This window comes from Streptomyces nojiriensis (assembly GCF_017639205.1).
Lineage (GTDB): Bacteria > Actinomycetota > Actinomycetes > Streptomycetales > Streptomycetaceae > Streptomyces > Streptomyces nojiriensis.
In genome coordinates, this window is sequence record NZ_CP071139.1 from 6,038,439 (window position 1) to 6,064,748 (window position 26,310).

22 protein-coding genes are annotated in these 26,310 nt (G+C 69.4%); 11 read left to right on the forward strand and 11 right to left on the reverse strand.

The features are described from left to right. Window positions 1-96: 96 nt before the first annotated feature. Window positions 97-1,467, forward strand: coding sequence for an FtsW/RodA/SpoVE family cell cycle protein (locus JYK04_RS28305; protein ID WP_229876356.1), 1,371 nt, complete (start codon window positions 97-99; stop codon window positions 1,465-1,467). After that, the gene (locus JYK04_RS28310) at window positions 1,464-2,924 is read left to right on the forward strand and encodes a penicillin-binding transpeptidase domain-containing protein (RefSeq protein ID WP_189743181.1); all 1,461 of its coding nucleotides are present in this window, start codon (window positions 1,464-1,466) and stop codon (window positions 2,922-2,924) included. The genes JYK04_RS28305 and JYK04_RS28310 overlap by 4 nt, the downstream gene beginning before the upstream one ends. 241 nt (window positions 2,925-3,165) lie before the next feature. Here JYK04_RS28310 and JYK04_RS28315 read toward each other — a convergent pair whose 3' ends face one another. After that, a complete protein-coding gene (locus JYK04_RS28315; RefSeq protein ID WP_189743180.1) occupies window positions 3,166-4,275 on the reverse strand; it encodes a ferritin-like domain-containing protein in 1,110 nt (369 codons plus the stop codon). Between the two features lie 168 nt (window positions 4,276-4,443). Here JYK04_RS28315 and JYK04_RS28320 point away from each other — a divergent pair, with 168 nt between their 5' ends. From JYK04_RS28320 to JYK04_RS28330, 3 genes are read left to right on the forward strand one after another with little or no spacing between them, the layout of a single operon-like run. Beyond that, window positions 4,444-5,394: an AurF N-oxygenase family protein gene (locus tag JYK04_RS28320; protein ID WP_189743179.1), complete on the forward strand. Its 951-nt coding sequence runs from the start codon at window positions 4,444-4,446 to the stop codon at window positions 5,392-5,394. A gap of 48 nt (window positions 5,395-5,442) precedes the next feature. Next, window positions 5,443-6,156: a TetR/AcrR family transcriptional regulator gene (locus JYK04_RS28325; protein ID WP_189743178.1), complete on the forward strand. Its 714-nt coding sequence runs from the start codon at window positions 5,443-5,445 to the stop codon at window positions 6,154-6,156. 10 nt (window positions 6,157-6,166) lie between these two features. After that, complete coding sequence (locus JYK04_RS28330) at window positions 6,167-6,436, forward strand: hypothetical protein (protein ID WP_189743176.1); 270 nt, start codon at window positions 6,167-6,169, stop codon at window positions 6,434-6,436. 539 nt (window positions 6,437-6,975) lie between these two features. On the opposite strand, the gene JYK04_RS28335 is transcribed toward JYK04_RS28330, so the two are convergent. The 3 genes from JYK04_RS28335 to JYK04_RS28345 all read right to left on the reverse strand — a co-directional run bounded on the left by JYK04_RS28335 (window position 6,976) and on the right by JYK04_RS28345 (window position 9,693). Further along, window positions 6,976-8,148 (reverse strand): sensor histidine kinase, encoded by a 1,173-nt coding sequence (locus JYK04_RS28335; RefSeq protein WP_189743252.1) that lies wholly within the window; start codon window positions 8,146-8,148, stop codon window positions 6,976-6,978. Window positions 8,149-8,222: 74 nt separating this feature from the next. Beyond that, window positions 8,223-8,942: a hypothetical protein gene (locus JYK04_RS28340; protein WP_229876354.1), complete on the reverse strand. Its 720-nt coding sequence runs from the start codon at window positions 8,940-8,942 to the stop codon at window positions 8,223-8,225. A gap of 106 nt (window positions 8,943-9,048) precedes the next feature. Further along, window positions 9,049-9,693, reverse strand: coding sequence for a hypothetical protein (locus JYK04_RS28345; RefSeq protein ID WP_189743172.1), 645 nt, complete (start codon window positions 9,691-9,693; stop codon window positions 9,049-9,051). Between the two features lie 187 nt (window positions 9,694-9,880). Between JYK04_RS28345 and JYK04_RS28350 the strand changes: the two genes are divergently transcribed. Further along, window positions 9,881-10,720: a nuclease-related domain-containing protein gene (locus JYK04_RS28350; RefSeq protein WP_189743170.1), complete on the forward strand. Its 840-nt coding sequence runs from the start codon at window positions 9,881-9,883 to the stop codon at window positions 10,718-10,720. A gap of 79 nt (window positions 10,721-10,799) precedes the next feature. Here JYK04_RS28350 and ku read toward each other — a convergent pair whose 3' ends face one another. Further along, a complete protein-coding gene (gene ku / locus JYK04_RS28355) occupies window positions 10,800-11,879 on the reverse strand; it encodes a non-homologous end joining protein Ku (RefSeq protein ID WP_189743168.1) in 1,080 nt (359 codons plus the stop codon). A gap of 31 nt (window positions 11,880-11,910) precedes the next feature. On the opposite strand from ku, the gene ligD reads away from it, so the two are divergent. Then, complete coding sequence (gene ligD, locus JYK04_RS28360; RefSeq protein ID WP_189743167.1) at window positions 11,911-12,807, forward strand: non-homologous end-joining DNA ligase; 897 nt, start codon at window positions 11,911-11,913, stop codon at window positions 12,805-12,807. Between the two features lie 151 nt (window positions 12,808-12,958). Continuing rightward, window positions 12,959-13,861, forward strand: a complete 903-nt coding sequence (locus JYK04_RS28365) for an ATP-dependent DNA ligase (RefSeq protein WP_229876352.1) — start codon at window positions 12,959-12,961, stop codon at window positions 13,859-13,861. A gap of 8 nt (window positions 13,862-13,869) precedes the next feature. Here JYK04_RS28365 and JYK04_RS28370 read toward each other — a convergent pair whose 3' ends face one another. From JYK04_RS28370 to JYK04_RS28380, 3 genes are all read right to left on the reverse strand, one after another. Beyond that, on the reverse strand, window positions 13,870-14,862 hold the full coding sequence (locus JYK04_RS28370) for a hypothetical protein (RefSeq protein WP_189743165.1): 993 nt from the start codon (window positions 14,860-14,862) through the stop codon (window positions 13,870-13,872). A 26-nt stretch (window positions 14,863-14,888) separates the two neighbouring features. Next, complete coding sequence (locus JYK04_RS28375) at window positions 14,889-15,170, reverse strand: hypothetical protein (RefSeq protein WP_189743163.1); 282 nt, start codon at window positions 15,168-15,170, stop codon at window positions 14,889-14,891. A gap of 748 nt (window positions 15,171-15,918) precedes the next feature. Beyond that, entirely contained in the window at window positions 15,919-16,314 is a 396-nt protein-coding gene (locus tag JYK04_RS28380; protein WP_189743161.1) for a DUF6479 family protein, read from the reverse strand. A gap of 114 nt (window positions 16,315-16,428) precedes the next feature. Between JYK04_RS28380 and JYK04_RS28385 the strand changes: the two genes are divergently transcribed. After that, the gene (locus tag JYK04_RS28385) at window positions 16,429-16,752 is read left to right on the forward strand and encodes a plasmid stabilization protein (RefSeq protein WP_189743159.1); all 324 of its coding nucleotides are present in this window, start codon (window positions 16,429-16,431) and stop codon (window positions 16,750-16,752) included. 15 nt (window positions 16,753-16,767) lie between these two features. Here JYK04_RS28385 and JYK04_RS28390 read toward each other — a convergent pair whose 3' ends face one another. Beyond that, window positions 16,768-17,754 carry an XdhC family protein gene (locus JYK04_RS28390; RefSeq protein ID WP_189743157.1) on the reverse strand — a complete coding sequence of 329 codons (987 nt, stop codon included), beginning with the start codon at window positions 17,752-17,754 and terminating at the stop codon, window positions 16,768-16,770. A 574-nt stretch (window positions 17,755-18,328) separates the two neighbouring features. Here JYK04_RS28390 and JYK04_RS28395 point away from each other — a divergent pair. Beyond that, complete coding sequence (locus JYK04_RS28395; RefSeq protein ID WP_189743155.1) at window positions 18,329-18,952, forward strand: hypothetical protein; 624 nt, start codon at window positions 18,329-18,331, stop codon at window positions 18,950-18,952. Here JYK04_RS28395 and JYK04_RS28400 read toward each other — a convergent pair. Together JYK04_RS28400 and JYK04_RS28405 are read right to left on the reverse strand one after the other, a co-directional pair. Continuing rightward, window positions 18,945-19,871 (reverse strand): hypothetical protein, encoded by a 927-nt coding sequence (locus JYK04_RS28400; RefSeq protein WP_189743153.1) that lies wholly within the window; start codon window positions 19,869-19,871, stop codon window positions 18,945-18,947. The two genes, JYK04_RS28395 and JYK04_RS28400, sit on opposite strands and share 8 nt — an antisense overlap. A gap of 935 nt (window positions 19,872-20,806) precedes the next feature. Beyond that, complete coding sequence (locus JYK04_RS28405) at window positions 20,807-21,031, reverse strand: holin (protein WP_229876351.1); 225 nt, start codon at window positions 21,029-21,031, stop codon at window positions 20,807-20,809. Window positions 21,032-22,679: 1,648 nt separating this feature from the next. On the opposite strand from JYK04_RS28405, the gene JYK04_RS28410 reads away from it, so the two are divergent. Then, window positions 22,680-26,192 (forward strand): HEAT repeat domain-containing protein, encoded by a 3,513-nt coding sequence (locus JYK04_RS28410; protein ID WP_189743149.1) that lies wholly within the window; start codon window positions 22,680-22,682, stop codon window positions 26,190-26,192. The last annotated feature ends 118 nt before the right edge of the window (window positions 26,193-26,310 follow it).

The following is a 26,310-nucleotide window of genomic DNA, read 5'->3' on the forward strand; positions in this document are numbered from 1 at the left end:
TCACGTGCGGGGATACTTCCGACCGTTTGTGACGACTCTTCGGCACACTATGGCATAAGCGGACATATCATCCGCCTGCTTGCTACGTTTCGGTGTATGACCGCTCTGACGGCAAAGGTGGCGGAGCCCGCCCCGCCCCCGCCCCCGGGCGCCGGCGCCCCCAAACGGCGCGGCGTCGAGCTGACCCTCCTCGCCGGAGCCGTCCTGATCTCCGTCCTCGGTCACCTCTACGTCGGCCTCGCCACCTCCGGCCACATCCCCGGCCCCGCCGCCCGCTACGCCACCGGTCTGTGCGCCGCCGCCCTGCTCGCGCACCTCGCCGTCCGCCTGCGGGCCCCGTACGCCGATCCCCTCCTGCTCCCCATCGCCGTCCTCCTCAACGGCCTCGGCCTCGTCCTCATCCAGCGCCTCGACGCGACCACCCCCGGGCACCTCACCGCCGGGGACCAGCTCCTGTGGTCCGCGCTGGGCGTGGCACTCTTCGTCCTGGTCGTCGCGCTGCTCGGCGACCACCGGGTGCTCCAGCGCTACGCGTACCTCTCCGTCGCGGTGGCCCTCGTCCTGATGCTGATCCCCGTCTTCTTCCCGGCGGTCAACGGCGCGCACATCTGGATCCGGTTCGCCGGGCTCTCCTTCCAGCCGGGGGAGTTCGCCAAGATCCTGCTCGCGGTCTTCTTCGCCGCCTACCTCGCCGCGAACCGCACCGCGCTCGCCCTCACCGGCCGCCGGCTCTTCTGGAAGCTCCGGCTCCTCCCCGGCCGCGTGCTCGGCCCGATCCTCGCGATCTGGCTGCTCAGCGTCGGTGTGCTGGTCCTGGAACGGGACCTGGGAACCTCGCTGCTGTTCTTCGGGCTGTTCGTGATCATGCTGTTCACCGCCACCGGGCGGATCGGCTGGATCGCGATCGGGCTGCTGCTCGCCGCCCTCGGCGCGTACGCCGTCGGGACCTTCGAACCGCACGTGCACGGCCGGGTGGACGACTGGCTGAACCCGTTCGCCTCCATCGAGCGCGGCGAGGGCCCCGGCCAGCTCGCCCAGTCGCTCTTCGCCTTCGGCGCCGGCGGCATCCTCGGCGCCGGCCTCGGCCACGGCCAGTCCTTCCTCATCGGGTTCGCCGCCAAGTCGGACTTCGTCCTCGCGACCGCGGGCGAGGAGCTCGGCCTCGTCGGCCTCGCCGCGATCCTGCTCCTCTACGGGCTCCTCGTCGCCCGCGGCTTCCGCGCCGGGCTCGCCCTGCGCGACCCCTTCGGGCGGCTGCTCGCCACCGGGCTCGCCTCGATCGTCGCGCTCCAGGTGTTCGTCATCGCGGGCGGCGTCACCGGCCTGATCCCGCTCACCGGCATGGCCATGCCCTTCCTCGCGCAGGGCGGCTCCTCCGTCGTCACCAACTGGATCATCGTCGCCCTGCTGGTCCGGCTCAGCGACAGCGCCCGCAGACCCCGCCCCGCGAAGGAGCCGGCCGAGTGATCCGCTACATCCGCTGGTGCGCGTACTTCTGCGCCCTCCTGCTGGTCGCCCTGCTGGTCAACATCGCCCGCGTGCAGGTCTGGGAGTCCGCCGCCTACGGCGCGAACCCGGCGAACAAGCGCCCCGCCATCGAGCGCTACGCCAAGCCCCGGGGGGACATCCTGGTCGACGGGCGCCCCGTCACCGGCTCCCGCGACAGCGGCCAACTGCTGCGCTACGAGCGGACGTACGCGAACGGCCCGCTCTACGCGCCCGTCACCGGCTTCTCCTCCCAGACCTACGGGACCAGCTTCGTCGAGCGCGCCGAGGACGCGATCCTGTCGGGCACCGACCCCGGGCTCTCCGCCTTCCCGCTCTGGTACGAGCTGGCCCGCGGCCGCCCCGCCGGCGGGAACGCCGCCACCACCGTCCGCTCCGGCATGCAGCTCGCCGCGTACGCCGGGCTCGCCGGCAAGCGCGGCGCGGTCGCCGCCGTCGAGCCCGCCACCGGGAAGATCCTCGCGCTGGTCAGCAGCCCCTCGTACGACCCTTCCGTGCTCTCCGGTACGGGTACGAAGGTCAAGGAGGCCTGGTCCGCCCTGAACGCGGACCCCGCCCGGCCGATGCTCAACCGGGCGCTGCGCGAGACGTACCCGCCCGGCTCCACCTTCAAGATCGTGACGGCTGCGGCCGCCCTCGACGCGGGCGTGGTCACCGATGTGGACGCGCCGACCCGCACCCCCGACCCCTACCCGCTGCCCGGGACCAGCACCCTGCTGCCGAACGCGGGCACCGGCTGCGAGGACGCCTCGATGGCGGACGCGGTGCAGTGGTCCTGCAACACGGTGATGGCGAAGATCGGCGTACAGGTCGGGCTGCGCAAGATGGTGGAGGCCGCGCGGCGCTTCGGCTTCAACACCGAGGGGCTGCGGGTGCCCTCGTGGGTCTCCCGGTCGAACTTCGACACCGACATGAGCCAGGACCAGCTGGCCCTGTCCTCGATCGGGCAGTTCAACACCACGGCGACACCGCTGCAGATGGCCATGGTGGCGGCGGCCGTCGCGAACGGCGGCGAGCTCACGTACCCCTACCTGGTGGAACGGACGACCCAGGACGACGGTTCCCAGGTCCGGCGCGGCGACCAGCGCAGCCTGGGCCGGGCGATGAACCCGGCCACCGCCCTCCGGCTGCAGGAGCTGATGGTCAAGGTGGTGGAGAACGGGACGGGCCGCAACGCCGCGATCCCGGGCGCGGTGGTCGGCGGCAAGACGGGCACCGCGCAGCACGGCGTCGGCAACGCGGGGACCCCGTACGCCTGGTTCATCTCCTGGGCCAGGGCCGAGGGCACGGCGCTGCCGCAGGTGGCGGTCGCGGTGGTGGTCGAGGACGCGTCGGCCGACCGGGGCGACATCAGCGGCAACGGCGCGGCGGCGCCGATCGCGCGGGCGGTGATGGAGGCCGCGCTGGCGACCGGCTGACCGGAGCCGCGGCCCGACCGCCCAGGAGATCCCGGACGCCCGCCAGGCCGTCCCTTCCGGATCTTGCCGGGCCCGCGACGCCCGGCACCGCACCTGGCCGCGTTGTCGGCGCACCCGAGTACGTCCAGTACACAGCGCGCCCCTCCGCCTTGCCATGCTTCCCCTCGGCCCTGGCGGGCCTGGGGAGGCCCCATGACGCCGAACGCCGCGAGCTCGGCCGACAAGATCCGAAAGAGACGGCCTAGGGGGCGCCCGATCCCTCGGCGATGGCTGCCTCGACCTCCGCCACCCGCGCCGACTCCTCGGCCGCGAACCGCTCGCGGTCCAGGGCCTCGGCGATCTCCTCGTCCTGGCTCATCAGCAGGTCCAGGTTCGAGTCGCCCATGTCGAAGACGCCGAGGTCCAGATAGGCCCGCTGCAGTCGCTCGCCCCACAGCCCGATGTCCTTCACGCACGGCACGATCCGGCTGAACAGCAGCTTGCGGAACAGCTGCAGGAACTCCGACTGCTCACTGATCAGCGCCGCCTCCTTGGCCGCGATCCCGAAGTTCTCCAGCACCTCCACCGCGAGCAGCCGGTCCCGCATCAGGTAGCAGCCCTCGATCACGAACTCCTCGCGCTCGCGCAGTTCGGCGTCCGTGAGCTGCTTGTAGTAGTCCCGCAGCGCCATCCGCCCGAAGGCCACGTGCCGGGCCTCGTCCTGCATCACGTACGCCAGGAGCTGCTTGGGCAGAGGCTTGGTGGTCGTGTCGCGGATCAGCCCGAAGGCGGCGAGCGCCAGCCCCTCGATGAGCACCTGCATGCCCAGGTACGGCATGTCCCAGCGGGAGTCGCGCAGGGTGTCGCCCAGCAGCCCTTGGAGACTGTCGTTGATCGGGTACAGCATCCCGACCTTCTCGTGCAGGAAGCGCCCGAAGATCTCGGCGTGCCGGGCCTCGTCCATGGTCTGCGTGGCGGAGTAGAACTTCGCGTCCAGATCGGGCACCGACTCCACGATGCGTGCCGCACACACCATCGCGCCCTGTTCGCCGTGCAGGAACTGGCTGAAGTTCCAGGAGGCGTAGTGCCGGCGCAGCTCGCCCTTGTCCTTCGCGGTGAGCTTGGCCCAGTGCCGCGTCCCGTACAGCGGCAGGGCCTCTTCGGGGGTGCCCAGCGGATTGAACGGGTCCACCTCGATGTCCCAGTCGATGCGCTTGCCGCCGTCCCACTGCTTGTCCTTGCCCTTCTGGTAGAGCGCCAGGAGCCGCTCGCGGCCGTCGGCGTACTCCCAGCTGAAGCGGGCGGAGCCGGCGGCGGGAACCTGCCAGACCGGCTCGCCCGGGATCTCGGTGTAGAGCTCGTGCGTCGACACTGACGCCCCCTCGTCTCACGTACTGCCTTGTGGGACCGGACAGTTGGCAGCGTCACACGTTGGTAGACACGGGGTCAACAAGTCGTGCGCGAGGGATTGACGACCTTGCTGACAAGCAGTCTCATAAGTAGCGACCGCCGGTAACTCGACGACGAGGTGTCCGAACCCATGACGACCGTGACCGAACGAGCCGCGCTCAAGGACGCCCTCGGCCTGCTCAAGGACCGCGAGCAGATAGCCGAGCGACTGCTCGAATCCTCGGCCAAGCACTCCTTCGACCCCGACAAGGAACTCGACTGGGACGCCCCGGCGATCGAGGGCAAGTACTACTGGCCGCCGGAACTCCTCTCCCTCTACGACACCCCGCTGTGGAAGAAGATGGGGGAGGAGCAGCGCATCGACCTCTCCCGCCACGAGGCGGCGGCGCTCGGCTCGCTCGGCATCTGGTTCGAGATCATCCTCATGCAGCTCATGGTCCGGCACATCTACGACAAGTCCCTGACCAGCAAGCACGTCCGCTACGCACTCACCGAGATCGCCGACGAGTGCCGCCACTCGATGATGTTCGCCCGCATGATCCAGAAGGCCGGCGCCCCCGAGTACCCGGTCTCCCGCCTCAACCACAACCTCGCGCGGATCCTGAAGACCGTCTCCACCACCCCCGGCTCCTTCGCCTGCACCCTCCTCGGCGAGGAGATCCTCGACTGGATGCAGCGCCTGACCTTCCCCGACGAGCGCGTCCAGCCGCTGGTCCGCGGCGTCACCCGGATCCACGTCATCGAGGAGGCCCGGCACGTCCGGTACGCCCGCGAGGAACTGCGCCGCCAGATGCTGACGGCCCCGCGCTGGGAGCAGGAGCTCACCCGGATCAGCTGCGGCGAGGCCGCCCGCGTCTTCTCGCTGGCCTTCGTGAACCCGGCCGTCTACGACAACGTCGGCCTGGACCGCCGCGAGGCCGTCGCCCAGGTGAAGGCGAGCGGCCACCGCCGCGAGGTCATGCAGAGCGGAGCGAAGCGGCTCACCGACTTCCTCGACGACATCGGCGTGCTGCGCGGGGTCGGCCGCAGGCTCTGGCAGAGCTCGGGGCTGCTGGCGCAGGAGGCGAGCCGCCGGTCCTGATCCACAGGACACCCACTCGTCCGGCGCCCGCGGGGCTACCCTGCGGACATGACCGTACGCGCGTACCGCAGGCTGAGCGTCGAGGAGCGGCGAGCCCAACTCCTCGACGCCGCCCTCTCGCTGTTCGCGCACCGGGCACCGGAGGAGGTCTCGCTCGACGACGTCGCCGAGGCCGCCGGGGTGTCCCGTCCGCTCGTCTACCGCTACTTCCCGGGCGGCAAGCAGCAGCTCTACGAGGCCGCCCTCCGCTCCGCCGCCGACCTCCTCGAACAGTGCTTCGCCGAACCCCAGCAGGGGCCCCTCACCCGGCGCCTGTCCCGGGCCCTGGACCGCTACCTGGCCTTCGTCGACGAACACGACGCCGGCTTCGCCGCCCTCCTCCAGGGCGGCAGCGTCGTGGAGACCTGCCGCACCACGGCGACGGTCGACGGCATCCGGCGGGCCGCCGCCGAGCAGATCCTCTTCCACCTGGGCGTACCGGCCCCCGGCCCCCGGCTGCGGATGATGGTCCGTACGTGGATCACGGCCGTCGAGGCGGCCTCCCTCATCTGGATCGACGAGGGCAAGCAGCCCGAGGTCGAGCGCCTCCGGGACTGGCTGCTGGACCAGTTCATCGCCCTGCTGACGGCCACGGCCGCCACGGATCCCGAAACGGCCGAGGCCGCCCGGGCCGCCCTGGCCCTGGAATCGCCCGACGGTCCCGTCGGGGTCCTGGCCCGCCGTGTGATCCCGGTGGTGTCCGAGGCCGCCCACCTGCTGTGACACTGGTGCGGTGAGAAGCCAACCGACCCCGTTCGAGGGCGGCCCGATGGACGGCCGGGTCCTCCCCGTCCTCCTCGGCCCGACCGGACACCCCCCGAAGTGGTACGAGATCCCCGTCCCGGCCCCGGACGGCGGCCCGCCGACGGTACTGCTGTACGAACGCGTCCCGGCGGGGTACTCCAAGCGGCTCGGCCTGCAGAAGGGCTGGAAGTACGACTTCCGCCCCTCGGGCACCAAGCCCAAGATCCGCTGGCCCTGGACGAAGCCCCCCCGCCCCTGAGCCCGCCGATCCGGTACCCGGGGCGGCTCCGGGTCCGGGCGGGGCCGCGAGCGTCGGGTCGGGCTTCGGCCGGGGTCGGGTACCTCTGGGCGGGGCTCCGGCCGGGGCCGGGCGCGCGCCGGGGTGTCTCCTCGGCCGCCGAACGTGACGAGGCGTCGGAAAGCGCGGCGGCAAGGCGTTCGGCGCCCTGCGGGGACACCCCGGCACACACCCGTCCCCGCCCTCCGCCCGGTTCCGCGACGGGGGAGCCGCCCCGTGTTCCGCCGAGCCTCCGGCAGGGTGCGGAGGCCGGGGTTGGGTGTGTGCCGGGGCGCTCCCCGCAGGGCGCCGAACGCACTGCCGCCCGGCTTTCCCGACCCCTCGTCACGTTCGGCGCCCGAGGAGACGCCCCGGCGCGCGCCCAGCCCCGGCCGTCGGCCTGCGCCCCGCACCGCTGCTCCGGCGGCTCCGGTCGGCAAGGCCGAGCCCGTACCCCCGGTCGGCAGCGCCGACCCCGCGGCCGCGCCTCCGGTCGGCAACACCTCCGGCCAGGAGACCGGCTAGTGGCCCGGGAGGCTGAGGACCGCCAGGCCGCCGCCGTCGCCGTCCTCCGCCGCGCGGAACTCCAGCCGCGCCCCGATCACCGCCGCCTGCCCCACCGCGATGGTCAGCCCCAGCCCGTGGCCCTTGCCCCCGCTGCGGAAGCGCTGCGGGCCGTGGGCCGCCAGGTACTCGGGGAACCCGTCCCCGTGGTCCCGCACGGTCACCACCGGCCCGTCCACCGTCAGCACCACCGGCGGCCGCCCGTGCTTGTGGGCGTTGGCCACCAGGTTCCCGAGCACCCGTTCCAGCCGCCGCCGGTCCGTCTCCACGTGCGCGTCCCGGACGACCACCACCTCCGAGTCCGTCCCGGACGCCCGCACCACCCGGCGTACCAGCCGCCCCAGCTGGTGCAGATCGCTCTCCACCACCTCGCTGCCCGAGTCCAGCCGGGAGATCTCCAGCAGGTCCTCCGTCAGCTGCCGCATCGTCCGGACCCGCTCGCGCACCAGCTCCGTCGGCCGCCCCTCCGGCAGCAGCTCCGACGCCGCCTGCAGACCCGTCAGCGGGGTGCGCAGCTCATGCGCCACGTCCGCCGTGAACCGCCGCTCGCTCTCCAGCTTCGACTGCAGGCTCCCCGCCATCGTGTCCAGCGCCGCGGCCACCGTCGCCACCTCGTCCTGGTGCCGCGAGGGGGTCCTCGTCCGCGGGTCGTCCACCCGCGCGTCGAGGTCGCCCTGGGTGATCCGCCGGGCCACGGCCGCCGTCAGGTGCAGCCGCCGGGTCACCCGGGTCACCGCGAAGGCACCCACCAGCAGCGTCCCGCCGATCGCCAGCAGCGAGGACCAGATGATCGCGTTGTCCAGCCCGCTGATCGTGCGGGCGCTCTGCCCGTAGTCGACGGTCGTCGCGAGGGCGCGGCCGTCCGCCGGGCCCGCCGCCCACATGGTCGGGCGGCCCCGGTGGTCCGCCACCACGGTGCCCCGGCGCCCGCTGACGGCGAGCTTCCGCAGCTCCGGCGGCAGCCCGACGGGGTCGAGCCAGGAACCGCGCGGAAGCGGCTCTCCCGCCTCGTACGCGCGCGAGACCTCCAGCAGTCTGCCGAGTGCCTTCTCCCGCGCCGTGGCCACCGTCTGGCGGGTCACCTCCACGTGCACGAGGGCGCCCAGCACGGCGGCCAGCGAGCAGCACATCACCACGATGAAGCACGCCGACTTCCAGGTCAGCGTGGCCGTCCAGGAGGGCAGCCGCACGGGCGTCGCGGGCGTCACGGCCGACCCGGCGCGGGAGCGGGTTCCCGGCTCCCCGGGGCCTGCGGATTGCCGGGCACCCGTACGATCTGCTCGCGCGTCGGCAGCATGGTGAGCTGCTTCTCGTCCCAGGACCAGGCGGTGACCAGCTCGTAGCCGCGGTTGCCGCTGGGCACCCGCAGGATCACGTCACGCCCGGCCAGTTCCACCGCGATGACGGTCTCCGTGGTCGCCATGATCCGGTTGAGCCGCCCGTCCGGGTCGGCCGTGTACACCCGTACGGACATCATCTTGTCCGGGAACTCGATGCCGACGATCAGCTCGTCCGTGCCGTTGCCCGTGAGGTCCCGGTAGTACGGCTTCAGCACCGGGCACGCCTCCGGCTCCTTCTCGTCCTCGACCTTCGGGCACTCCTGGATCGCGGCCGCCGTCCGGGGCGGCATCCCGTCCGGGCCGACCTCTTTGTCCGGATGGGCGCGCAGCTCGGCCTGGACGAGGGCCACCGGGTCGACGGCGTGCACGTCCTGGTCGCGGACCGGCGGGATCCCCTTGACGTACTCGGGCGGGGCGCCACCCGGATCGGCGGGCGGTACGGACGCCCCGCGGCGGTCGGGCCACAGATGTACGGGTCCGCTCGCGGTCGGCGTGGAGCCGGCGCTCACCAGCCCGCCGGTGTCCCCGCAGCCCGCCAGCAGCGGGGCCAGCGCGAGGAGGGGGAGCAGCGGGCGCGCGGACACACGCAAGCGCAACCTGTTCACAGCCCCTGTGCCCTTCTGCCCGCGATAGTCCGACGGCCGATCACGTCAACCATATGCGGAGGTACAACCGCTTTACGCGGCGGTCTCAGCTGTCCGTGCGCCCTCGGCGCAGCATCGCGAAGCCCAGCCCGGCGGCGCCTACGGCCGCGATCCCGCCGGCGGCGCCGAGCAGCAGCACACCGTCGCCCGGTCCGTCCGCCAGCGTACTCAGCCGCCGCCCACCGCCGGAACCGTCGGCGACGACGTGGGTGTCCCCGGTGGACGCCTTCCGTGGAACGGAGGCCGGGACGACCTGCCCGCCGCGGGCCTCGTGGCGGGTCCCGGTCTTGTGCCCGTCGCCCGCCACGGTGTGGTCGCCGCCCTGGGCCTGGACGTCCCCCACCCAGGAGGTCAGCCGTCCGGAGGAGTCCAGCGCCGCGTGCAGGTCCCCGGAGCCGCCGAAAGCGGTGACCCCGTCACGGCTGGTCAGGGTGGCCGTCGTGGTGCCGTCGGCCGCCAGGATCTCGGCCTGGTAGGCGCCGTTGGCCGCACGGTAGACGTTCGCCGTGGAGACCCCGTCCGCGAGCGAGAGGCTCTTGAGGAGGATCGCCTGCGGGGCCGCGGAGTGCGCGGACGAGGCCGCGGGCACCCCTTCGGCCAGGGCGGCGGCGGTGGGCAGCGCCAGCAGACTTCCGGCGCATGCGGTCACGGCGGCGGCGCGAACGAGAGTGCGGCGGCTGACGGTGCTCACGGGGGAAGTCCTTCGGTGCCGGTCAGGGCCTGGGCCATCCAGGTGGGTCAAACCTAGGGCCCGGCCGTTGCGGCAGCGCCCCGTTCGTGTAACAGCGGAGTCGCAACGTTCCGTCGGAGTCGTTACACATCCGAGGGATTGCCCTGCGGCGCCCCGGCTGCTCCCATGGACGGCGGGGGTGAGGGCGATGCGCGGACTCAAGGTTCTGCCGAGCGGCCGGCCCGGCCGCGGGCGCTTGTACGTCAATCTGCCCGACGGGCAGGCGGTGGCCTGGTACGACCGGCAGGCCAACCGGATCAGCGTCCTCGCGGACGACCACCGCGAGGCGATCCTGGCGGTGCTCCGCCCCTACCTGAGCGGGACGGTCTCGATCGGCCCGCCCCCGGTTCCCACCGCCTCCGACCTGCGACGTCTCGCGCTGCCGCCGGACGCGGACCTGGCCCCGAACCGCCCGGGGGAGACCCTGCTGGGCGAACTGGAACACGGCCCGGCGGGCACCAGGGTCCGGCACCGGCTGCGCCAGGACCTGACCGCGCAGCAGCGGATGGGCGACGCCTTCGACGCCCTGGAACCCGAAGGCTGGCGGACCCTGCACTGCGTTCCGCTCCCGGGCCTGGGCCGCATCGACCACCTGCTCATCGGCCCGGCGGGGATCTTCTGCGTGCGTACGATCCCGGGCCGACGCCAGCGCGCGGTGATCGGCGACCTCCTGCTCACGGTGGGCCGCGCGGAACCCCGCCCGGACCCCCGCTGGATCCGCCGCGCGGCGGCCTTCGCCACGGCGGCCCTGGCCGCCAAGGTCACCCCGGCGCTGGCGCTGGTCGACGCCTCGCGGGTCGAGACGGCCCCCACGGTCCGCGACATCCGCATCCTCCAGCCCCCGACGGCGACCCCGAACCTCGTGGCATCCCCCACGACGCTCAAACCCCCGGAGGTCGAAACCCTTTTCGCCCGAGCCCGCGACACCACCACCTGGCTCACCCCCACCAACCGCCCCGGCGGATACTCCAGCCCCGCCGGCGTGTGAGGCGCGGGGTCTGGGGCGGAGCCCCGGTTTCGGGACGGGGCGGGTGGGGGAAAGCTCCGCAGGCCCCCACCGCCAAGGCTCAGGCGGAGGTCCGCTTCCGCGGTGTCGCGGCCTTCTTCGCCGCCGCACCGGTCTTCTTCGCCGCTGCGGTCTTGGCCGTACTCTTGGCCGCCGAAGTCGACTTGCCCGCAGCCGCCTTGCCGGTGGTCGTCGCCTTCTTCTTCGTCGCGGCCGAAGCCGCGGTCTTCTTGGCCGAAGCCGCCGTCGACTTCTTCCCACCGACCGCCTTCGGCGCAGTCGCACCCGCACCCGCACCGGCACCCGCCTTCCGCCGGATCGGCGTCACCTCGGCCTCCGCCCCGCCGACGGCCCCCGCCTCCCCCCGGGAAGCCTTCGCGGCCCGCACGCTCTTCTCCAACGCCGCCATCAGGTCGATCACTTGCCCACCGGCCGGCTCCACCGCGGCCTCCGTCGGTTCGAACGCCCCACCCGACTTCGCCACGATCAGCGCTTCCACGGCCTCCCGGTAGTCGTCGTGCAGCGAGGCCATCTCCACCTCTCCCAGGGTCGCCATCAGCGCGTCCGCCAGGTCGAGTTCGGCCTCCCGCACGGACACCGTGACCTCCGGTGCCACCCCCTCCGGCGCCCGGATCTCGTCCGGCCACAACAGCCCGTGCATCGCGATCACGTCGTCCACGACCCGCAGCATGCCCAGCCGCTCCCGCCCCCGCAGCGCGTACTTGGCGATCGCGACCTTCCGGCTCCGCTTGAGCGCCTCCCGCAGCAGCGTGTACGGCTTCGCCGCCGTCGCGCCGTTCGCCGCGAGGTAGTACGCCGCGTCCATCTGCAGCGGATCGATCTCCTCCGCCGGTACGAACGACATGATCTCGATCGTCTTCGCGGTCGCCAGCGGCAGCTGCGCCAGGTCCTCGTCCGTGATCGGGACGATCGACCCGTCGGCCTCCTCGTACCCCTTGCCGATCTCGGCGCTCGGCACCTCCTCCCCGTCCAGCTCGCACACCTTGCGGTACCGGACGCGCCCGCCGTCACTCACATGGATCTGGCGGAAGGAGATCGAGTGGCTCTCGGTGGCGTTCACGAGCTTGATCGGGATGCTGACCAGGCCGAAGGAGATCGCCCCATTCCATATGGATCGCACGGTTCCTCCTGTTTCGTGGCAGTCTCATCGTATGACGCCGATCACCATGGTGGAGGGCCGTCGCATCGCGCTCAGCAATCTCGACAAGGTCATCTACCCGGAGACCGGCTTCACCAAGGGCGAGGTGCTGCACTACTACGCCACCGTCGCGGGCCCGCTGCTCGCCCACATCCACGACCGGCCCGTGTCCTTCCTGCGCTATCCCGACGGACCGGACGGGCAGCTCTTCTTCACCAAGAACCCGCCGCCCGGCACACCCGACTGGGTGAGGACCACCCCCGTGCCGCGCTCCGAGGACCTCTCCGCCGCCCAGGTGGTCGTCGCCGACATGGCCACCCTCATGTGGTCCGCCAACCTCGTCGTGGAGTTCCACACCCCCCAGTGGACCGCCGACCACCCCGCCCTCGCCGACCGGATGGTCCTCGACCTCGACCCCGGCCCGCCCGCCACCGTCGTCGAGTGCTGCACCGCCGCGCTCTGGCTGCGCGAGCGGCTCGCCGCCGACGGCCTGGACGCCTACGCCAAGACCTCCGGCTCCAAGGGCATGCACCTGGCCGTGCCGCTGGAGCCGACCCCGTCCGCGCGGGTGTCCGCGTACGCGAAGCAGCTCGCCCAGGAGGCCGAGCGCGAGCTCCCCGACCTGGTCGTCCACCGCATGGCCAAGGCGCTGCGCCCCGGCAAGGTCTTCGTCGACCACAGCCAGAACGCCGCCGCCAAGACGACCGCGGCCCCCTACACCCTGCGCGCGCGGGCCCGGCCGGCCGTGTCCGCGCCCGTCTCCTGGGCGGAGGTCGAAACCTGCCGGACCGCCGCCGGGCTCGTCTTCCTCGCCGACGACATCGCCCCGAGGCTGGCCCGCGACGGAGACCTCTTCGGCCCGCTGACCGACCCCGCACGGGCCCGCCCCCTCCCCGGCACCCGCCCGTGATCCGCGTGCGACCGTCATCCCGCGCGACGGCACGTACGCCATCCGTGAACGATCTCCGAGCTTGCGCGGGGTGAGGCTGTTCCGGTGACAGGGCGGCCGGAGCAGCGAGCCCCACTGCGTCCCGAAGGCCGGGCGGACAGACCCTGTCGGCATGGAAGAGAGTTCGCCGAAGGTGGTCCTCCGGCCGCCCCTCGATGTGATGCGTCCGCGCCCGGCCGATGAGATCCCCGAGCAGGACAGCATGCCCGGGGGCCTCCAGTACTCCCTCAAACTGGATGGGTTCCGCGCACTCGCCTTCATCCCGGAGGGCGGAAGAGTGTTCTTGCAGTCACGATCCGGGAGGGACCTCACCATGGAGTTCCCCCGGGTTTCCGCATACCTGCAACAGAATCTACCGCCCGGAATCGTCCTGGACGGGGAGCTCTGCGCCTACCGGGACGGGCGACTGAACTTCACTGATCTGCTTCGGTCCCGCGCCGATCGCGAGCGGTCGGGAATCCCGGTCTACTACATCGCCTTCGACATCCTCGCCATCCCGGGGACCGACGTCAGGGGCCTGCCCCTGTGGGAACGGTGGGAGCTACTCGGTGGGGCTTTGGGCGATGCCGAGCCACCCCTCCAGCGGGTGCTGGCCACCCTGGACGAGGAGACCGCGCACCTCTGGTACCGCGAGATGAGGGCGGTGGGCGTCGAAGGGATCGTGGCGAAGTCGCTCAGTTCGACCTATCAGCCGGGGGAAACATGGGCCTGGAGGAAGATCAGGCACTCCGATACCCGGGACGGCAGACTCCTCGGCGTATTCGGTCCGGAACAGCGGCCGCACGCTCTCCTCGTGGAGCTTCCCGACGGCCGAACCGTCAAGACCTCCCCGCGTCTGACGGGAGTGCAGGCCCGGCAGGTCGGCGAATCGGTACGCGGCCTCCTGGGAGAGCGGATCGAACATCCCGACCACGGGCTCGTGACGCTTCTGATCGAGCCTGTCCTGGTCGAGGTGCGCGAGACGGCCGGTCGCCACGAGACGGCGAAGTTCGTGCGTGTCCGGTTCGAGGGATGAGGCAGCAGTCAGGACTTGATCTCGCGGTACGCGCCGAGTGCGCTGCGTTCGACTTTGGCGAGCAGCCCCTGTTGCGTCTGCTCGTCCATCCTTCGTTCCCGGGCCCACGTACGGGCCATGTCGACACCTTGTGCACGCAGCCGGTCGAAGCGCTCCTCCTCGGAGGCATTCTGCAGGTTCTGGAGCCATGCCATCGTGAGATGAGAGGCCTGGGGATCCTGCTCGCTCTTCGGGGAGGCAGGTCCGTCCAGCAGAGTGTCCATGACGACCGTGCGCCACGCCCGTGCCTGCCCCTTGTCCTTGCCGTGAGTGACCGCGTCGGAGATGCCGTCGAGGATGCCCAGTGCTCGCGCGCTCTCCGTCGGGGGAACGCTGAGGCCGTAGTCCGTGGCATCGGCCGGGACCGCCGCGAGCCTCTGCGCCGTGGTCCGGGTCTCCGTCATGCGCAGCAATGCGTAGGCCTCGGGGTCCTGCGCGACAGCGCGGACGACGCCCCTGAGGGTGTCGGCGAAGACGGTGAGGTGGTGGGTGCCGTCTGACTGCCACGGCGGGGCCTGGGGTGCGGCCTTGGCCAGGAAGTCGGTGGTGCCGATACCGCCGAGCATCTCGTGCAGATCGGGCGCGTAGTCGGCCAGGGCGGTGGCGAGGGGGACACGCAGTGCGGGATCCAGGGTGAGTTCCGCTGGTTCTCCGGATCCGAGGGCGACGAGCACGTCCTTCAGGGCCTGGGCCTGGGCCTGAGCCTGAGTGTGACGGCCGGGCGCCTCCCCGGCCGACGCCTTCACGATGGCCTCGGCAAGAGCAGCGCAGCTCGTGCCCGGGCGGACGGCCGCACCCGCTGACTTCTGCACGCGTTCGTCCCCGGCCAGGCCATTGCACGGTTCAGCGGCCTCCCTGCCGATCAGCAGCCATGCCCCGACCCCTCCCAGCACGGCCAGACACAGCCCGAGCACGATGAACGCCTTGGCTGGTGTCGTGCGGCCGGGGGTCTCCTGCGGCATGGCTGCCTTTCCTGTACGGGGTCGCGTCAGTTGGCGGTGTCGGTCGGGTACTTGTGCGTGCTGTTGCTTCCTCGGTCGTGGCCATCGAGGATTTCGTCCTTCAGGCCGGCCCTGGCATCGGCGTTGATGTCCTGTCGGCCGTTCGCCCACGAGTCGACCACGAGGCCCATCTGGTCGTTGGCGTTGAGGTAGAGGTCGGCGATGCCCGCGTTCGCCGTGACGTCCGCCTCCGCCTTCAGGTTGTTGCCCATGACCCAGGCCCAGGTGTCCACACCGCGCTGCATCGAGTCGCCGATGGCGATGGACATGCCTCCGGCCGTCGTCTTCCCTGATCGCGCTGTACGCCCCCAGGACAGCGCCGGCGTTGCTCGGCGGATTGCTCTGGGCGAAGCCGGTGGCGCCCTGTGGGATCTTCTCCATCTCCAGGCTGATGTAGCGGGACTCGGCTCATCGGCCCCGCCCGCGCGCGACTGACCCCACTCCCGATCGAAATCCCCCCACTATCCGCCTCCCGTCGGCAATTCTTGATCGTAGGCACGGCGACTGCCCGCGTGGCAGGAAAGCAGCCACCGGTGGCCGTCGATCCGGTCGCCGGTCCGGGGCGCGGCCACCAAGCCGGACGCGCTCTCTTCACGCTCCGCGGTGACACCGCTCATCGCCGCTCTTCTGCCGTTGGCATCGCCAAAGGCCAGGTCGGGTAGTACCCCACAGAACGCGTGCTGCTACTGGGCGGACGCTCCGGGTCTACTGCGGAACCCGCCGGCGCAGCGGAGGGCGGCGGCCGCCGCGGCGCGGGCCGCCGTGCTCGCGCAGAGCCTGCCCGCCTCGTACGCCGCCTTCGATGCGCCGGACCAGGCCTACCCGGCCGGCGGGCGGTGCGGCCGGCGGAAGCTGCGGTTCCTTCCCGGGCGCTCGGGCCACCGCGCACGGCGGAGGTCCGGCACACCTCGACGCGGCACCCGCCGCCGGAGGTGCTGCGGCTGCGGACGGACCTCTGACCCGCGCGGGAGGCGCGGGTCAGAGGGTGAGGGGGCGACGGGGCGAGGGGGCGTTGTGTCAGGCGTGTGCGCCGCGCCCCGCGTCCGGCGGGGCTCCCGGCTGTGGATGCGGTCCCGGCCCCTCCGGGAGTTTGTAGCCGGACTCCCGTTCCGCACGGACCTCGTCCGGATGGCTGGAAGTGGTGGAGCCGAAGTTCCCGTAGCCCTGCATCTCGTGCGGGCGTAGCCCGCCCTCCGGGATCTCCACCTGGTCACGCTCCTCGCGGACCTCGTAGACCGCGCCACCCTCGGGCAGGTGCGGCTGGCTCTCGGGGGTGGGCGGGGGTGGCTCCTTCGCCCGTACCCTCTTGCCCAGCAGGAAGCCGCCCAGCAGGAAGCCGGCGACGAGGATGCCGACGACCAGGAACCATGCGATGTCGGCGAGGGTCGCGTCCACGCTCAGGGTCGTGTCCATAACGACCATGTTCCCGCACTGAGGTCCGAAATGCTTTGCTATGCCCTGGATACCTTGGGCCATCCGGGGTACGCGCCGGGTGTGCGTACCCCGGACACGACAAGGAGGCCGGCCATGCCCCGCGGATCTTCCCCGAAGCGCGAACGGCAGTACGAGCACATCAAGGAAGGCCTGGAGCGGCGCGGCGAGCCCGAGGAGAAGGCGAAGGAGATCGCCGCCCGGACGGTGAACAAGGAACGCGCCCGGGCCGGCGAATCCCGGACCGCGAGCAAGGAATCCGTGGAGGACATCTCCTCGTCGCGGCGCGGGGGCCTGCACTCCCACTCGGGCGCGCAGGGCCCCACGTACGAACAGCTCTACGCCGAGGCCCGGCGCCGCAACATCCACGGCCGCTCGGACATGAACAAGACACAGCTCAAACGGGCCCTGGGGCAGTGAAGGCCGTTGCCTCTGCTAGGAGTTGATGGGGCCGTCGGCATCCCGCAGGGCGCCGGCGGCCTTGCGCCGGCCGAGCTCCCCCAGGATCTCGGCGCAGATCGCCAGCGCGGTCTCCGCCGGGGTACGGGCGCCGAGGTCCAGGCCGATCGGACCGTGCACCCGCGCCAGTTGGGCCTCGGTGACCCCGGCCGCGAGCAGCCCCTCCCGCCGCCGGGCCGTGGTCTTGCGGGAGCCGAGCGCGCCGACGTACGGCACCTCCCGGGTCAGGGCCACCCGTAGCGTCGGTACGTCGAACGACTCCTCATGGCTCAGCATGACCAGGCACGCGGCGTCCCGGCGCGCCTCCAGCACCTTGTCGGCCTCCTCCGGGCCGGTGACCAGAACGGCCTCCCAGCCCAGCAGCAAGGCCTGCCGCTCGATGATGTCGGCGAGCTCACCGCCGCCACCGATGACCACGTACGGGGCCGACGGGAACGCCTCGACCAGCACCAGCCCCGACTCCGCGTACAGCGCGTCCCGCCCGGCCCGCCGGGTCGCCAGCAGCTCGCCCGCCCGCCGCCCGGCATCGTCACCGGGCGCGTCCGTGGCCCGTACGACCTCACTGGCGGCCTGGTCCGCGGCCTCGTTCAGCCGGGTCACCAACGCCACCCCGACCCCGTCGCCGAGCAGCTCCCACCACTGCGCCGGGATCGCCGACAGCGGCTGCAGCAGCACCTCGGCCTGCCCGCCGCAGGTCAGCCTCGCGGCCACGGCCTCGGAGGCCCGTACGGACACCTCGCACACCCGCGCCGTGACCCCGGCCGGCAGGGCCGCGACCTCGGCGGCGAGCTCGGCGTCGAAGACCCCGCGGTAGAGCGTGCCGACACACTCCCCCCGCGTGTCGATGAGCACGGCACCGGCCGGATCCCGCGGCCCGAACCCCTGCTCGGTCACGGGCCGGGCCAGATACCCGGCCCGCCCCTCGGCCACCCACCGCCGCGCCGTCTCCACCAGCTCACGCATCCGTGCCGCCCCTTCTCGGTCGTCAGAGCCCGCCACAGGGGCACCTGGCCAGCGGCGCCATGCGGCCTCACCCCCAACGTACGCACGCACCCCGCCCCTACCCACCCCCCAGATCCCACAGACCCCGCCCCACCTCCCTCGTACGGACCACCGGAAACGGCCGGGCCCGGGCGCATCCCGGTTCGAGGTTCGGATCCTCGGGGCGAACGACACCCGTCGGGAGGTCCGCGACCGGGTGCCCGCCGGCCGGAACGTGGTCGCCGAGCTGGATCCGTCGCGCCGAACGACCGCTCGCACGCACGTTGTCAGAGCGAGCTTTCCGCTTGGCACGACAGGGGGAGGCTCCGGCGACGTTCGACGTCCACGGTCACGCCCCGCCCCGGACTGGACGGGACGGGACGGGACGACGGACGGCCCCGGGGCGGGAGGACGGCGAGAACCGCTGTTCGCGGGCGTCAGCAGCAGGCCGGCCGAGTGATAACAGTGTGTCACCATTCCCGTCTACGTGCTGACAGTGAGTTGCTGTGCGACGTTGGGAGCCGACCAGAGCCGGAGGGGAGGTGCCGACACCGTGATGCCGGACATCAGACGCGGCTTCGCCGCGGTGGCACTGCTGACGGCCCTGACCACGACGGCGTCGGCGTGCTCCGACTCCGACCCCGACACCAATCCGACCCGACCCGCCACGACCACCGACACGTCCCCCACCGCGCCGGAGGACGATGACCTGGGCAAGGTCTTCCCCGGCACCAGCGGAGGCTCCGGCGGCGGCTCGACGGTCGCCGTGCCGAGGGCGCAACTGGACGAGCCGGCAGGAGGGACCATGGAGTTCGCCAACGACCAGCAGGTGCCCCTGACCGTCCAGCCGCTGACGGCCACCGCGAACAGCGGAGACCTCTCGATCGTCGCGGACGGCTGCAGTGGCGTCACTCTTCAGCCCCAGGAGGCGTGCAGCGTCCGGATCAGCCACGTCGCCCACGTACCGGGCACGTGGACGGGGACGGTCACCGCCCCGACCGCCGAGGGGCCCGTCTTCTCGGTGACCGTGACCGGTGAGGCCGTCGAGGCCGCACCGGAGACGACCTCCGAAACCCCGACGCCGGAGCCCGACGGAACCCCGGCAACCCCCGACGAAACCGAGACCCCTGAGACCCCGGACGAGACCGAGACCCCCACGCCCGAGCCCGCGCTCACCTGACTGAGCCCTTCATCTGCACCCGGACCGTACCGTCGTCGTCCGGGAGCACGACGGTCACGGTGTTCGCGTACCCCCCGTAGTAGGGGACGAGGTAGAAGCGGGTCGGGGTCTTCACCAGGAGGCGAAAGCCTCTGTACCGGTACCGGTAGGGCCCGGCCTTGGCGCCCAGGTCCTTGAACTTGATGTTCTTCGCGTGGTGGACCAGCGGCAGGCGCGAAAGGACCTCAACGGCCGGGTTTCGCCGCATCCCGTTGTTCGCGTCCGCCACCGCCTGCTCCTCGCCCGCCATCGCCGCGTACCGGGACACGCCGTAGAACAGGCTCAACGTCAGCAGCCCCAGGAGCAACGCCCCGGCCACGAGCCACAACCGGTCGGCGTCGCGGACCTGAGGGCTCCGCCGCCCGGGGTCGTGCTGCCCGAGGCGCACCTGGATGGCGAAGAAGGCCAAGCTGACTCCCAGAGCCACCACGAGGGTGGGCAGCAGCCCGCGTGGCGAACCCGCGGGGAGGAAGGTGAGCAGGTCGTCCTGGAAGAAGACGGGGTAGCCCCCGACCACCCCCAGGAGCAGGCCCACCGCCAGCAGCGCGCGGTACGCCGTACGACGCCGCCCCTCGTTCTCGGGTCGAGCCAGGGCGTGCCCGATCCGGCCGAGCACGAGCAGGACGACGAGCCCGCAGACGAGCAGTATCCAGACCGGGAAGAAGAGGGCATCCGGGCTGCGCGCGAGGACGGCCTGAATGGAGAGGGGCAGATCGCTGAGTGGGACGCCGAACGCGCGGTAGTAGGCCTCGTTGTACTGGTTGCCGAAGTAGTAGAGCAGCCCGAGGACGACGGTCCCCGGCGCCGCGACGTACGCCAGCTTGTCCAGGAACGACCTCTCGGGAGGGTCCTCTGGCGGCCGCTGCGCCTGTTCGGGCATGGGCCCAGTCTGTCCGCCCGCCCCCAGGCCCGCACGTAATGGCCGCCCGCACGGCTGACACCCCGCCGCGCCGTCTGGCGTCGCTCACCGGGCAATCGGACGACGGCGGCCACGTAGGAGCCGGTCGCCAGGTCCCCGTCCGTCGGTTGGTGATGCAGCATCGGCGGGCGGGTCTCCGCTGGGGAGGATCCGGTGCCGTGGACCTGCTCATGGCGCTGAGCCCGTGCATTCCAGCGTCACGAGAGACCGATTGGCCGACCGGGCATTGGCTGTCCTCAAGGCACTCTCTCCGTGGCGATGGTGGCGCGTCGCGAGCGGGTGCCATGGGAAGGGCTGTCACCACTGCCAGGTGTTGCGAGGGCGAAGAAGTCGTCGTTGCCGGAGCGGATCCGCGGTCAGACGAAAACCTGCCAGTTGGGGCGCTGGGGCACCCGTGAGGTCTGCGAAGAAAGTGGGCCCCCTCATGGGGGACCGTAATTCGGGCTGCGGTTGAGAATCCTCGACGGCGGCTCCGGCCTGCTACAGGGGCCCCGAGCGTCCGTCCCATGGAACACCGAACAGGAGAACATCGGCCCTGTCGACGATCTGGCCAATGACGACAATGGGTGCCTCCCCGCCTCCGACCAGGGGGTGGTGCCTGATTCCCGGAAGTGCGGGTCAAATCTTATTTCCATGAGAGGCGCCTACAGGCTGCGCGGAACTTCCACACGGCTGTCCGGATTGTCCTTGCCGCAGGTCTCTCGCGTGGTGGCAGGAGACCGAAAAGTCGTCATGCGGAAAGTTGCTGCAATCAACCGTCCAACTCAGTCCCAAGTCAGGCGCGCCGAGTTGTCGCGGCGACGTGGTCTGCGGTGTTGGGCCATGCAGATCCAGTCCGGCTGAGCTGTTGGCAGGGACGGGGCTATCCGCGGCCCTCTTGGCTGCACATCACTCAGTCATTGATTTCTGACCGCCTCTTCGGTCACGCCCGGGCCCGGGGGACCGATGGGTCCAGCAGCGACGGCGGTGAGCAGCGCCAACACCGCAGCCATCCCGGCGGTGCCGAGTGCAGCCGGCCAAGGCACCGAAAGCAGACTTGCGCCCCCGGCGATGAGTGTGGCCGCCAGAGCCTGTGCGAAGGTTCGGATGACGCGCTCTGTAGTGGCCTTCCAGAAGGTCACATCAAAGATTGAAGGCACGGCGTGGTCCTTTCGGAGTTCAGCCTCTGGGTCCGATACGAGCGTCTCTTTCCAGTGAACTGGCAATAGTGGTTCTGCCACTGCCGACATGCCAGCTCGTGCTCGCCGAAACGATCCTGTTGGAAGTGTTTGCTGCTCGGTCCAAACTGCGCCGGCATCATCTCCTGCCACAACGCTGGCAGTCTGAGATCGGCGGAGCGAATTTTGGTCGGCGCCCGGCCCGGGTTGGGTCCAGCATGACCTGGGAGCCGTACCCTGTCGGCGACTCGGGCAGGTCTGCGTGACGAAAGCCCATCGGCCATGAAGAGACCGGTATCGACGCGGAGCGGCCGCAGGGCCGGGCGGGGGACTGCTCGGCAGCTGCTTGACGACCGAGTATCCGACTCCGAGTGCCTTGTTGACGGCTGAGGCCACTTGCAGGACCTCATGCGTCAGTGCCATCTGCGCCCGGGAGTACTGCTCGGCCCTGGCCTCCTTGGCGGTGTCGAGAAGCGCCGCGTCGACGCTCTCACCGCGTTCGGCAGCCTCGACGGCGACCCGGTAGGCGCGAGCCGTGGTGTTCAGGTGGGCGTAGAGGTCGCGCTTGGCCTGGAGCGCTCGCTCGGCGCGCGTGCACGGTCCGCACACTGGTTCTGCTCCGCCGCTTGGGCTCGGCTGGCGCGCCCAGGGTGCCGCCCAGCGTTCCTCCGACACCTATGAGCGCGACGGAAGGCGTGTTCACATCCACGAGACCCGCACCAGGCCGTCCATGAGCGATACGACGGCAGTTGGCTGCGCATACGCGAAGACCCCGTCTCAGCTAAAGCGCTGATGGCGGGGTCTTTGGGCACTTCCTGCGAAGTGCCCCCGGCAGGATTCGAACCTGCGCACACGGCTCCGGAGGGCATCTGCGGAAGCGGCAGTTCAGGGTCGCTGACCTGCAGGAACGTTGAAAGAGAAGTAACCCATCCAACACCTCACACGCTGCTCACACGAGGGTGCTCCGTCAGCTACCTTCTGCGCTTGACCCCAGCCAGCGGCCGACCACAGGCAGGAGCTTGGCTCCAACCTGTACCACTGACCTGTGGATTGTCAGGCCGGACTGTTCGATGTGTAGCTGCCAGATTCGTGATGGGGACCTGAGCAACTGCACGCACAAGCTGTGTGCCTTGGCCTAGGCTCAGTTGAGCTTGTGCTTACGAACTCTCGGCTCGGGGAGGCGGAACCTCATGGGTGCCGGAAGGACTGTGTGGGCAGTCGCAGGGCTCTGCGGCCTCACCGCGGTAGGGCTTCTGCTGGTGGCAGTGCTCCTTGATCTAGACACGGGTGATCGTGTCGCGAGCGTCGCAGGGGCTGTTGCTGGTCTCCTAGGCTGCGCGCTGACCGTCTACTTTGGGATGCAGCAGGGCGGGCGCGTTAATCTTTCGGTTCAGGCGAAGGGACGTAGCGCGGTTGCCGGCGGCCGCGATGTTTCCGGTAATGCTGTGGGGAAGAATTCCAAGGTTACGCGTGCTGCGAATTCCTCTGCCTCAAGGCAGGTTTCAAATGCCCGATCCGATGCTCCTGTCAGCGCACGCGGGCATGGAGCAACGGCGGCTGGAGGACACGTTACCGGAAATGCGATCGGTGAAGGTAGCGAGGTTGAGGAGAGTTGAACCGTGACGAATCTTCGGACGCGGCAAGCAGAAATGAATCTAAGCAGGTAAGCACACGTGGAACCAGTGCTCTAAGTGCAGGCGGCGACGCTGCCTATAACGCCACTGGCAAGGGTAGTAGCGTTCAAGATAACCGCACGATTATCATCGTCAACGATGCCACAACTGATGTCGGTGTGGCGATGACAGCGGAAGAAGCAATTGATGCATCGAACGTTTACGCCGAACAGATTCGTTCCGCTTACGGGCGGCTCGATCTAGAAGCGCTCATACCGACGACCGAGGGTGAGCATCCTCGGGTGGAACTGCGCGAGGTCTTCGTACCGCCAATGCTCCGCGCTGATCCCCCACGCGTGGAGCTGCCCGTGGAGCTGCACCGCCGGTTGGTGGATTGTGGTGAGCTCTCGGACCAGAAAGACGATGCGACACTGCTACCCGGTGTCGATCGGGAAATGTGGGAACAGGCTCGCCAAGCCTACCGGGAGCGGCCTGCAATTCGGTTGCTGGAAACTCTTGCATCCGCAGGATCTGACCGTGTTGTTCTCCTTGGTGACCCAGGTGCAGGAAAATCAACTCTCGCTCGCTACCTGGCTCTAGTGCTCACGTCTCAGATTCTTACGGGGCCGCTTCAGTCGCTATCTGGGTTGCTGCCAGTAGTGATTGAGCTGCGTCGATACGCAGACGCAGACTGGAGGGAAAGATCTTTCGAAGATTTTCTGGATTATGTACATGTGCACGAGGGGCATGCTCCAGCGCCAGCCTTGCTGCGCCGCTGTCTGACCAGCGGCTTGGCCTTGGTGGTTTTCGACGGCCTAGATGAGCTATTCGACCCCCGCGTCCGGGATGACGTTACGCGCCGAATTTCTGGATTCGCTGCTCGCTATCCAAATATTCGGGTTGTAGTGACCTCTCGAGTAATTGGCTACAACCGGCACGCTTTGGATGCGGCGGGGTTCCGTCATTACATGCTCCAGAGTCTTGATGACGCTCAGATCTTTGAATTTACGGCACGCTGGTATGAGGCGGTCTGTCCGGCCGATAAGTATGAAGCTGAAAGGCTTCGAATCCGCCTCGGTGACGCGATCAATCGCTCGCGGCCAGTGCGTGAATTGGCAGGAAATCCGCTCTTGCTGACTATTCTTGCGATTATTGCCCGTCGGCAGAGACTTCCTCGGGACCGTGCCGGAGTCTACCAGCATGCCGTCAACGTGCTTATAGCCCATTGGGACGAAGATGCGAAGCATCTTGACCTGGCTTCGGACATTCGCGCTATTGCTGACCTCGATGACCGCGATCGTCGAGAAATGCTCGAACGCCTCGCTCGGCACATGCAAAGCGGAGAGGGCGGTATTGCTGGCAATCACGTGCTGACCGAAGATGTGGAGCAAGTCTTCACCGATTATCTTCGTGAAACACTCCAGCTTGATATGGCGCCTGCCAGAAAAGTTAGCCGCGCCATGGTGAGACAATTCCGTGAACGGAATTTCATTCTAAGTCTCTACGGAAGTCAGGTGTACGGATTCGTTCACAGGGCTTTCCTGGAATATCTGGCGGCTTCCGATATTGTTCGACGGTACGAACAGCGTGACTTGAGCGACGAAGATCTTCTGGATGGCATCTTCATGCGGCACGCCCCTGACCCTGCATGGCATGAAGTTTTGTTGCTGATTGTGGGACAATTGGGTGAGAAAGTTGCTGCATCAGCGATCGATAGGATCCTCGCCTCCAAGAGTAAAATCGTGGCGCCGTCCGCCGTTCTCGCGCTGCGTGCACTGGCGGAAGTACGCCGAGTGGGGGCGCTTGAAGACCAGAGTATTAAGACCGCGCAGGCTCTTACGCGTCATTGGGAGATTCATCACGTAGTTCGGCCAAGCGTCGAGGCGGATACGGAAACTTCACTCAATTCTCTTGGTCCCCAATGGGCCGGTAGTCGACATATTCGCCGCTGGCTCCTTGCGACGGCGGGTGGGATAAGGTCGTCAGCCGTCGCTTACGATTTGTTCGAAGATGTGGATGTCCTTCTGGCTATCGCATCCGGGTCTGGGCAGCCAGCTGCGCGAATAAATGTTTTGCCGCGGCTCGGGCAAAAGTGGCCGCATGAGGAAAAGGTGTTCAGATTCATCCAAAACGCCGCCCTCCAAGATGCCGATACTGGTGTCCGGAGCGTGGCCCTGGAGGTGCTTGCCGAGCACTGGCCCGAGGAGTCGGCCGTACGGGAGCTTGTGCAGTGGTGCGCGACTGAAGACCCCCATCGAGATGTACGTAGCGACGCCCTCGACACTCTTGCAGATCACTGGCCCAAGGAGTCGGCGGTGCGGGAGCTTGTACAGCGCTGCGCCACTGAAGACCCTGACGACTACGTACGGCGTTGGGCTTTCGTCACGCTAGCCAGGAACTGGCCTGAGGAGCCAGCTGTACGGGAGCTTGTGCAGTCGTGCGTCATGGAAGACCCCAGTCACCAGGTGCGCAGCGAGGCTCTGGCCTTGCTTGCTGACCAGTGGAGGGGCGACCCTGCCGTTCGGGAAACCGTCCAGCGCCGTGCCACTGAAGACGCTAGCGAGGATGTACGGAGCAGGGCGCTTGCTTCCTTGGGTCAGCATTGGGCAGATGATCGGGCGGTTCGGGAACTCATCCAGCGCTGCGCCATTGAAGACCCCCACCAACAGGTGCGCAGCGACGCCCTCGACGCGTTCGCAGACCACTGGTCCGATGACCCTGCCGTGCGAGAGTTCGTGCAGCTCCGCGCTACGGAAGACCCGCACGAGCACGTTCGGAACTGGGCATTGGCCAAGCTTGGAGACCACTGGACTGATGACCCTGCGATACGGGAGTTCGTGCAGCGGCGTGCCATTGAAGACTCTCACGCAGAAGTACGTAGCAGGGCCCTCAGCACGCTCGCCGCTTGCTGGCCCGAAGACCAGGTTGGACGCGAACTCATCCAGTGCTGCGCCACTGACGATCCCCACGAAGACACACGCGTTGACAGCTTGAGCATCCTCGCTCACTTCTGGACCGATAACCCCGATGTGCGGGAGTTCGTGGAGCGCCGAGCTATTGCAGATCCATCGGAGCATGTGCGAAGTAGTGCCCTCGGTGCGCTCGCCAACTACTGGACCGATGACCCCGCAGCGCGGGAGCTTGTGCAGCACCGTGCGACGGAAGACCCGCACGAGCTGGTACGAAGCAGAACCCTTGTAACGCTCTCCCATTACTGGACAGAAAAGCCCATTGTGGACAAGCTCGTCCGCGATCTTCACGCACGGGCTTGTCGCGACAGCTCCGACAGCGCTCGGGACTTCTTCATGGCACATCTTGTGAATGAATCGTTTCCAGCTGTGCGGATCGTCGCAGCTCAAGTACTTGGGAGCCTTTGGTCCGCTGACCCGCTGAGTGTCGCAGCGCTGCGTGCGCAGGAAGAGAATGAACCGGATCGGAAAGCCCGAGAGGTGATTGCTCAGGCGGTGGCTATGGCAGAGGCCTACGCTCCACTGCGCGGGCGGCTCTGGTAGGCCCTGCCCTGATGTGATTCCTATGGTCGTGGGCCCACGTTGCCTTCTGCTTCAAGGAAACTGGCTTCGAAGGTAAACCCCGGCGATTCTTGCAAGATTGTTCTCCCTGCCAGCCTAT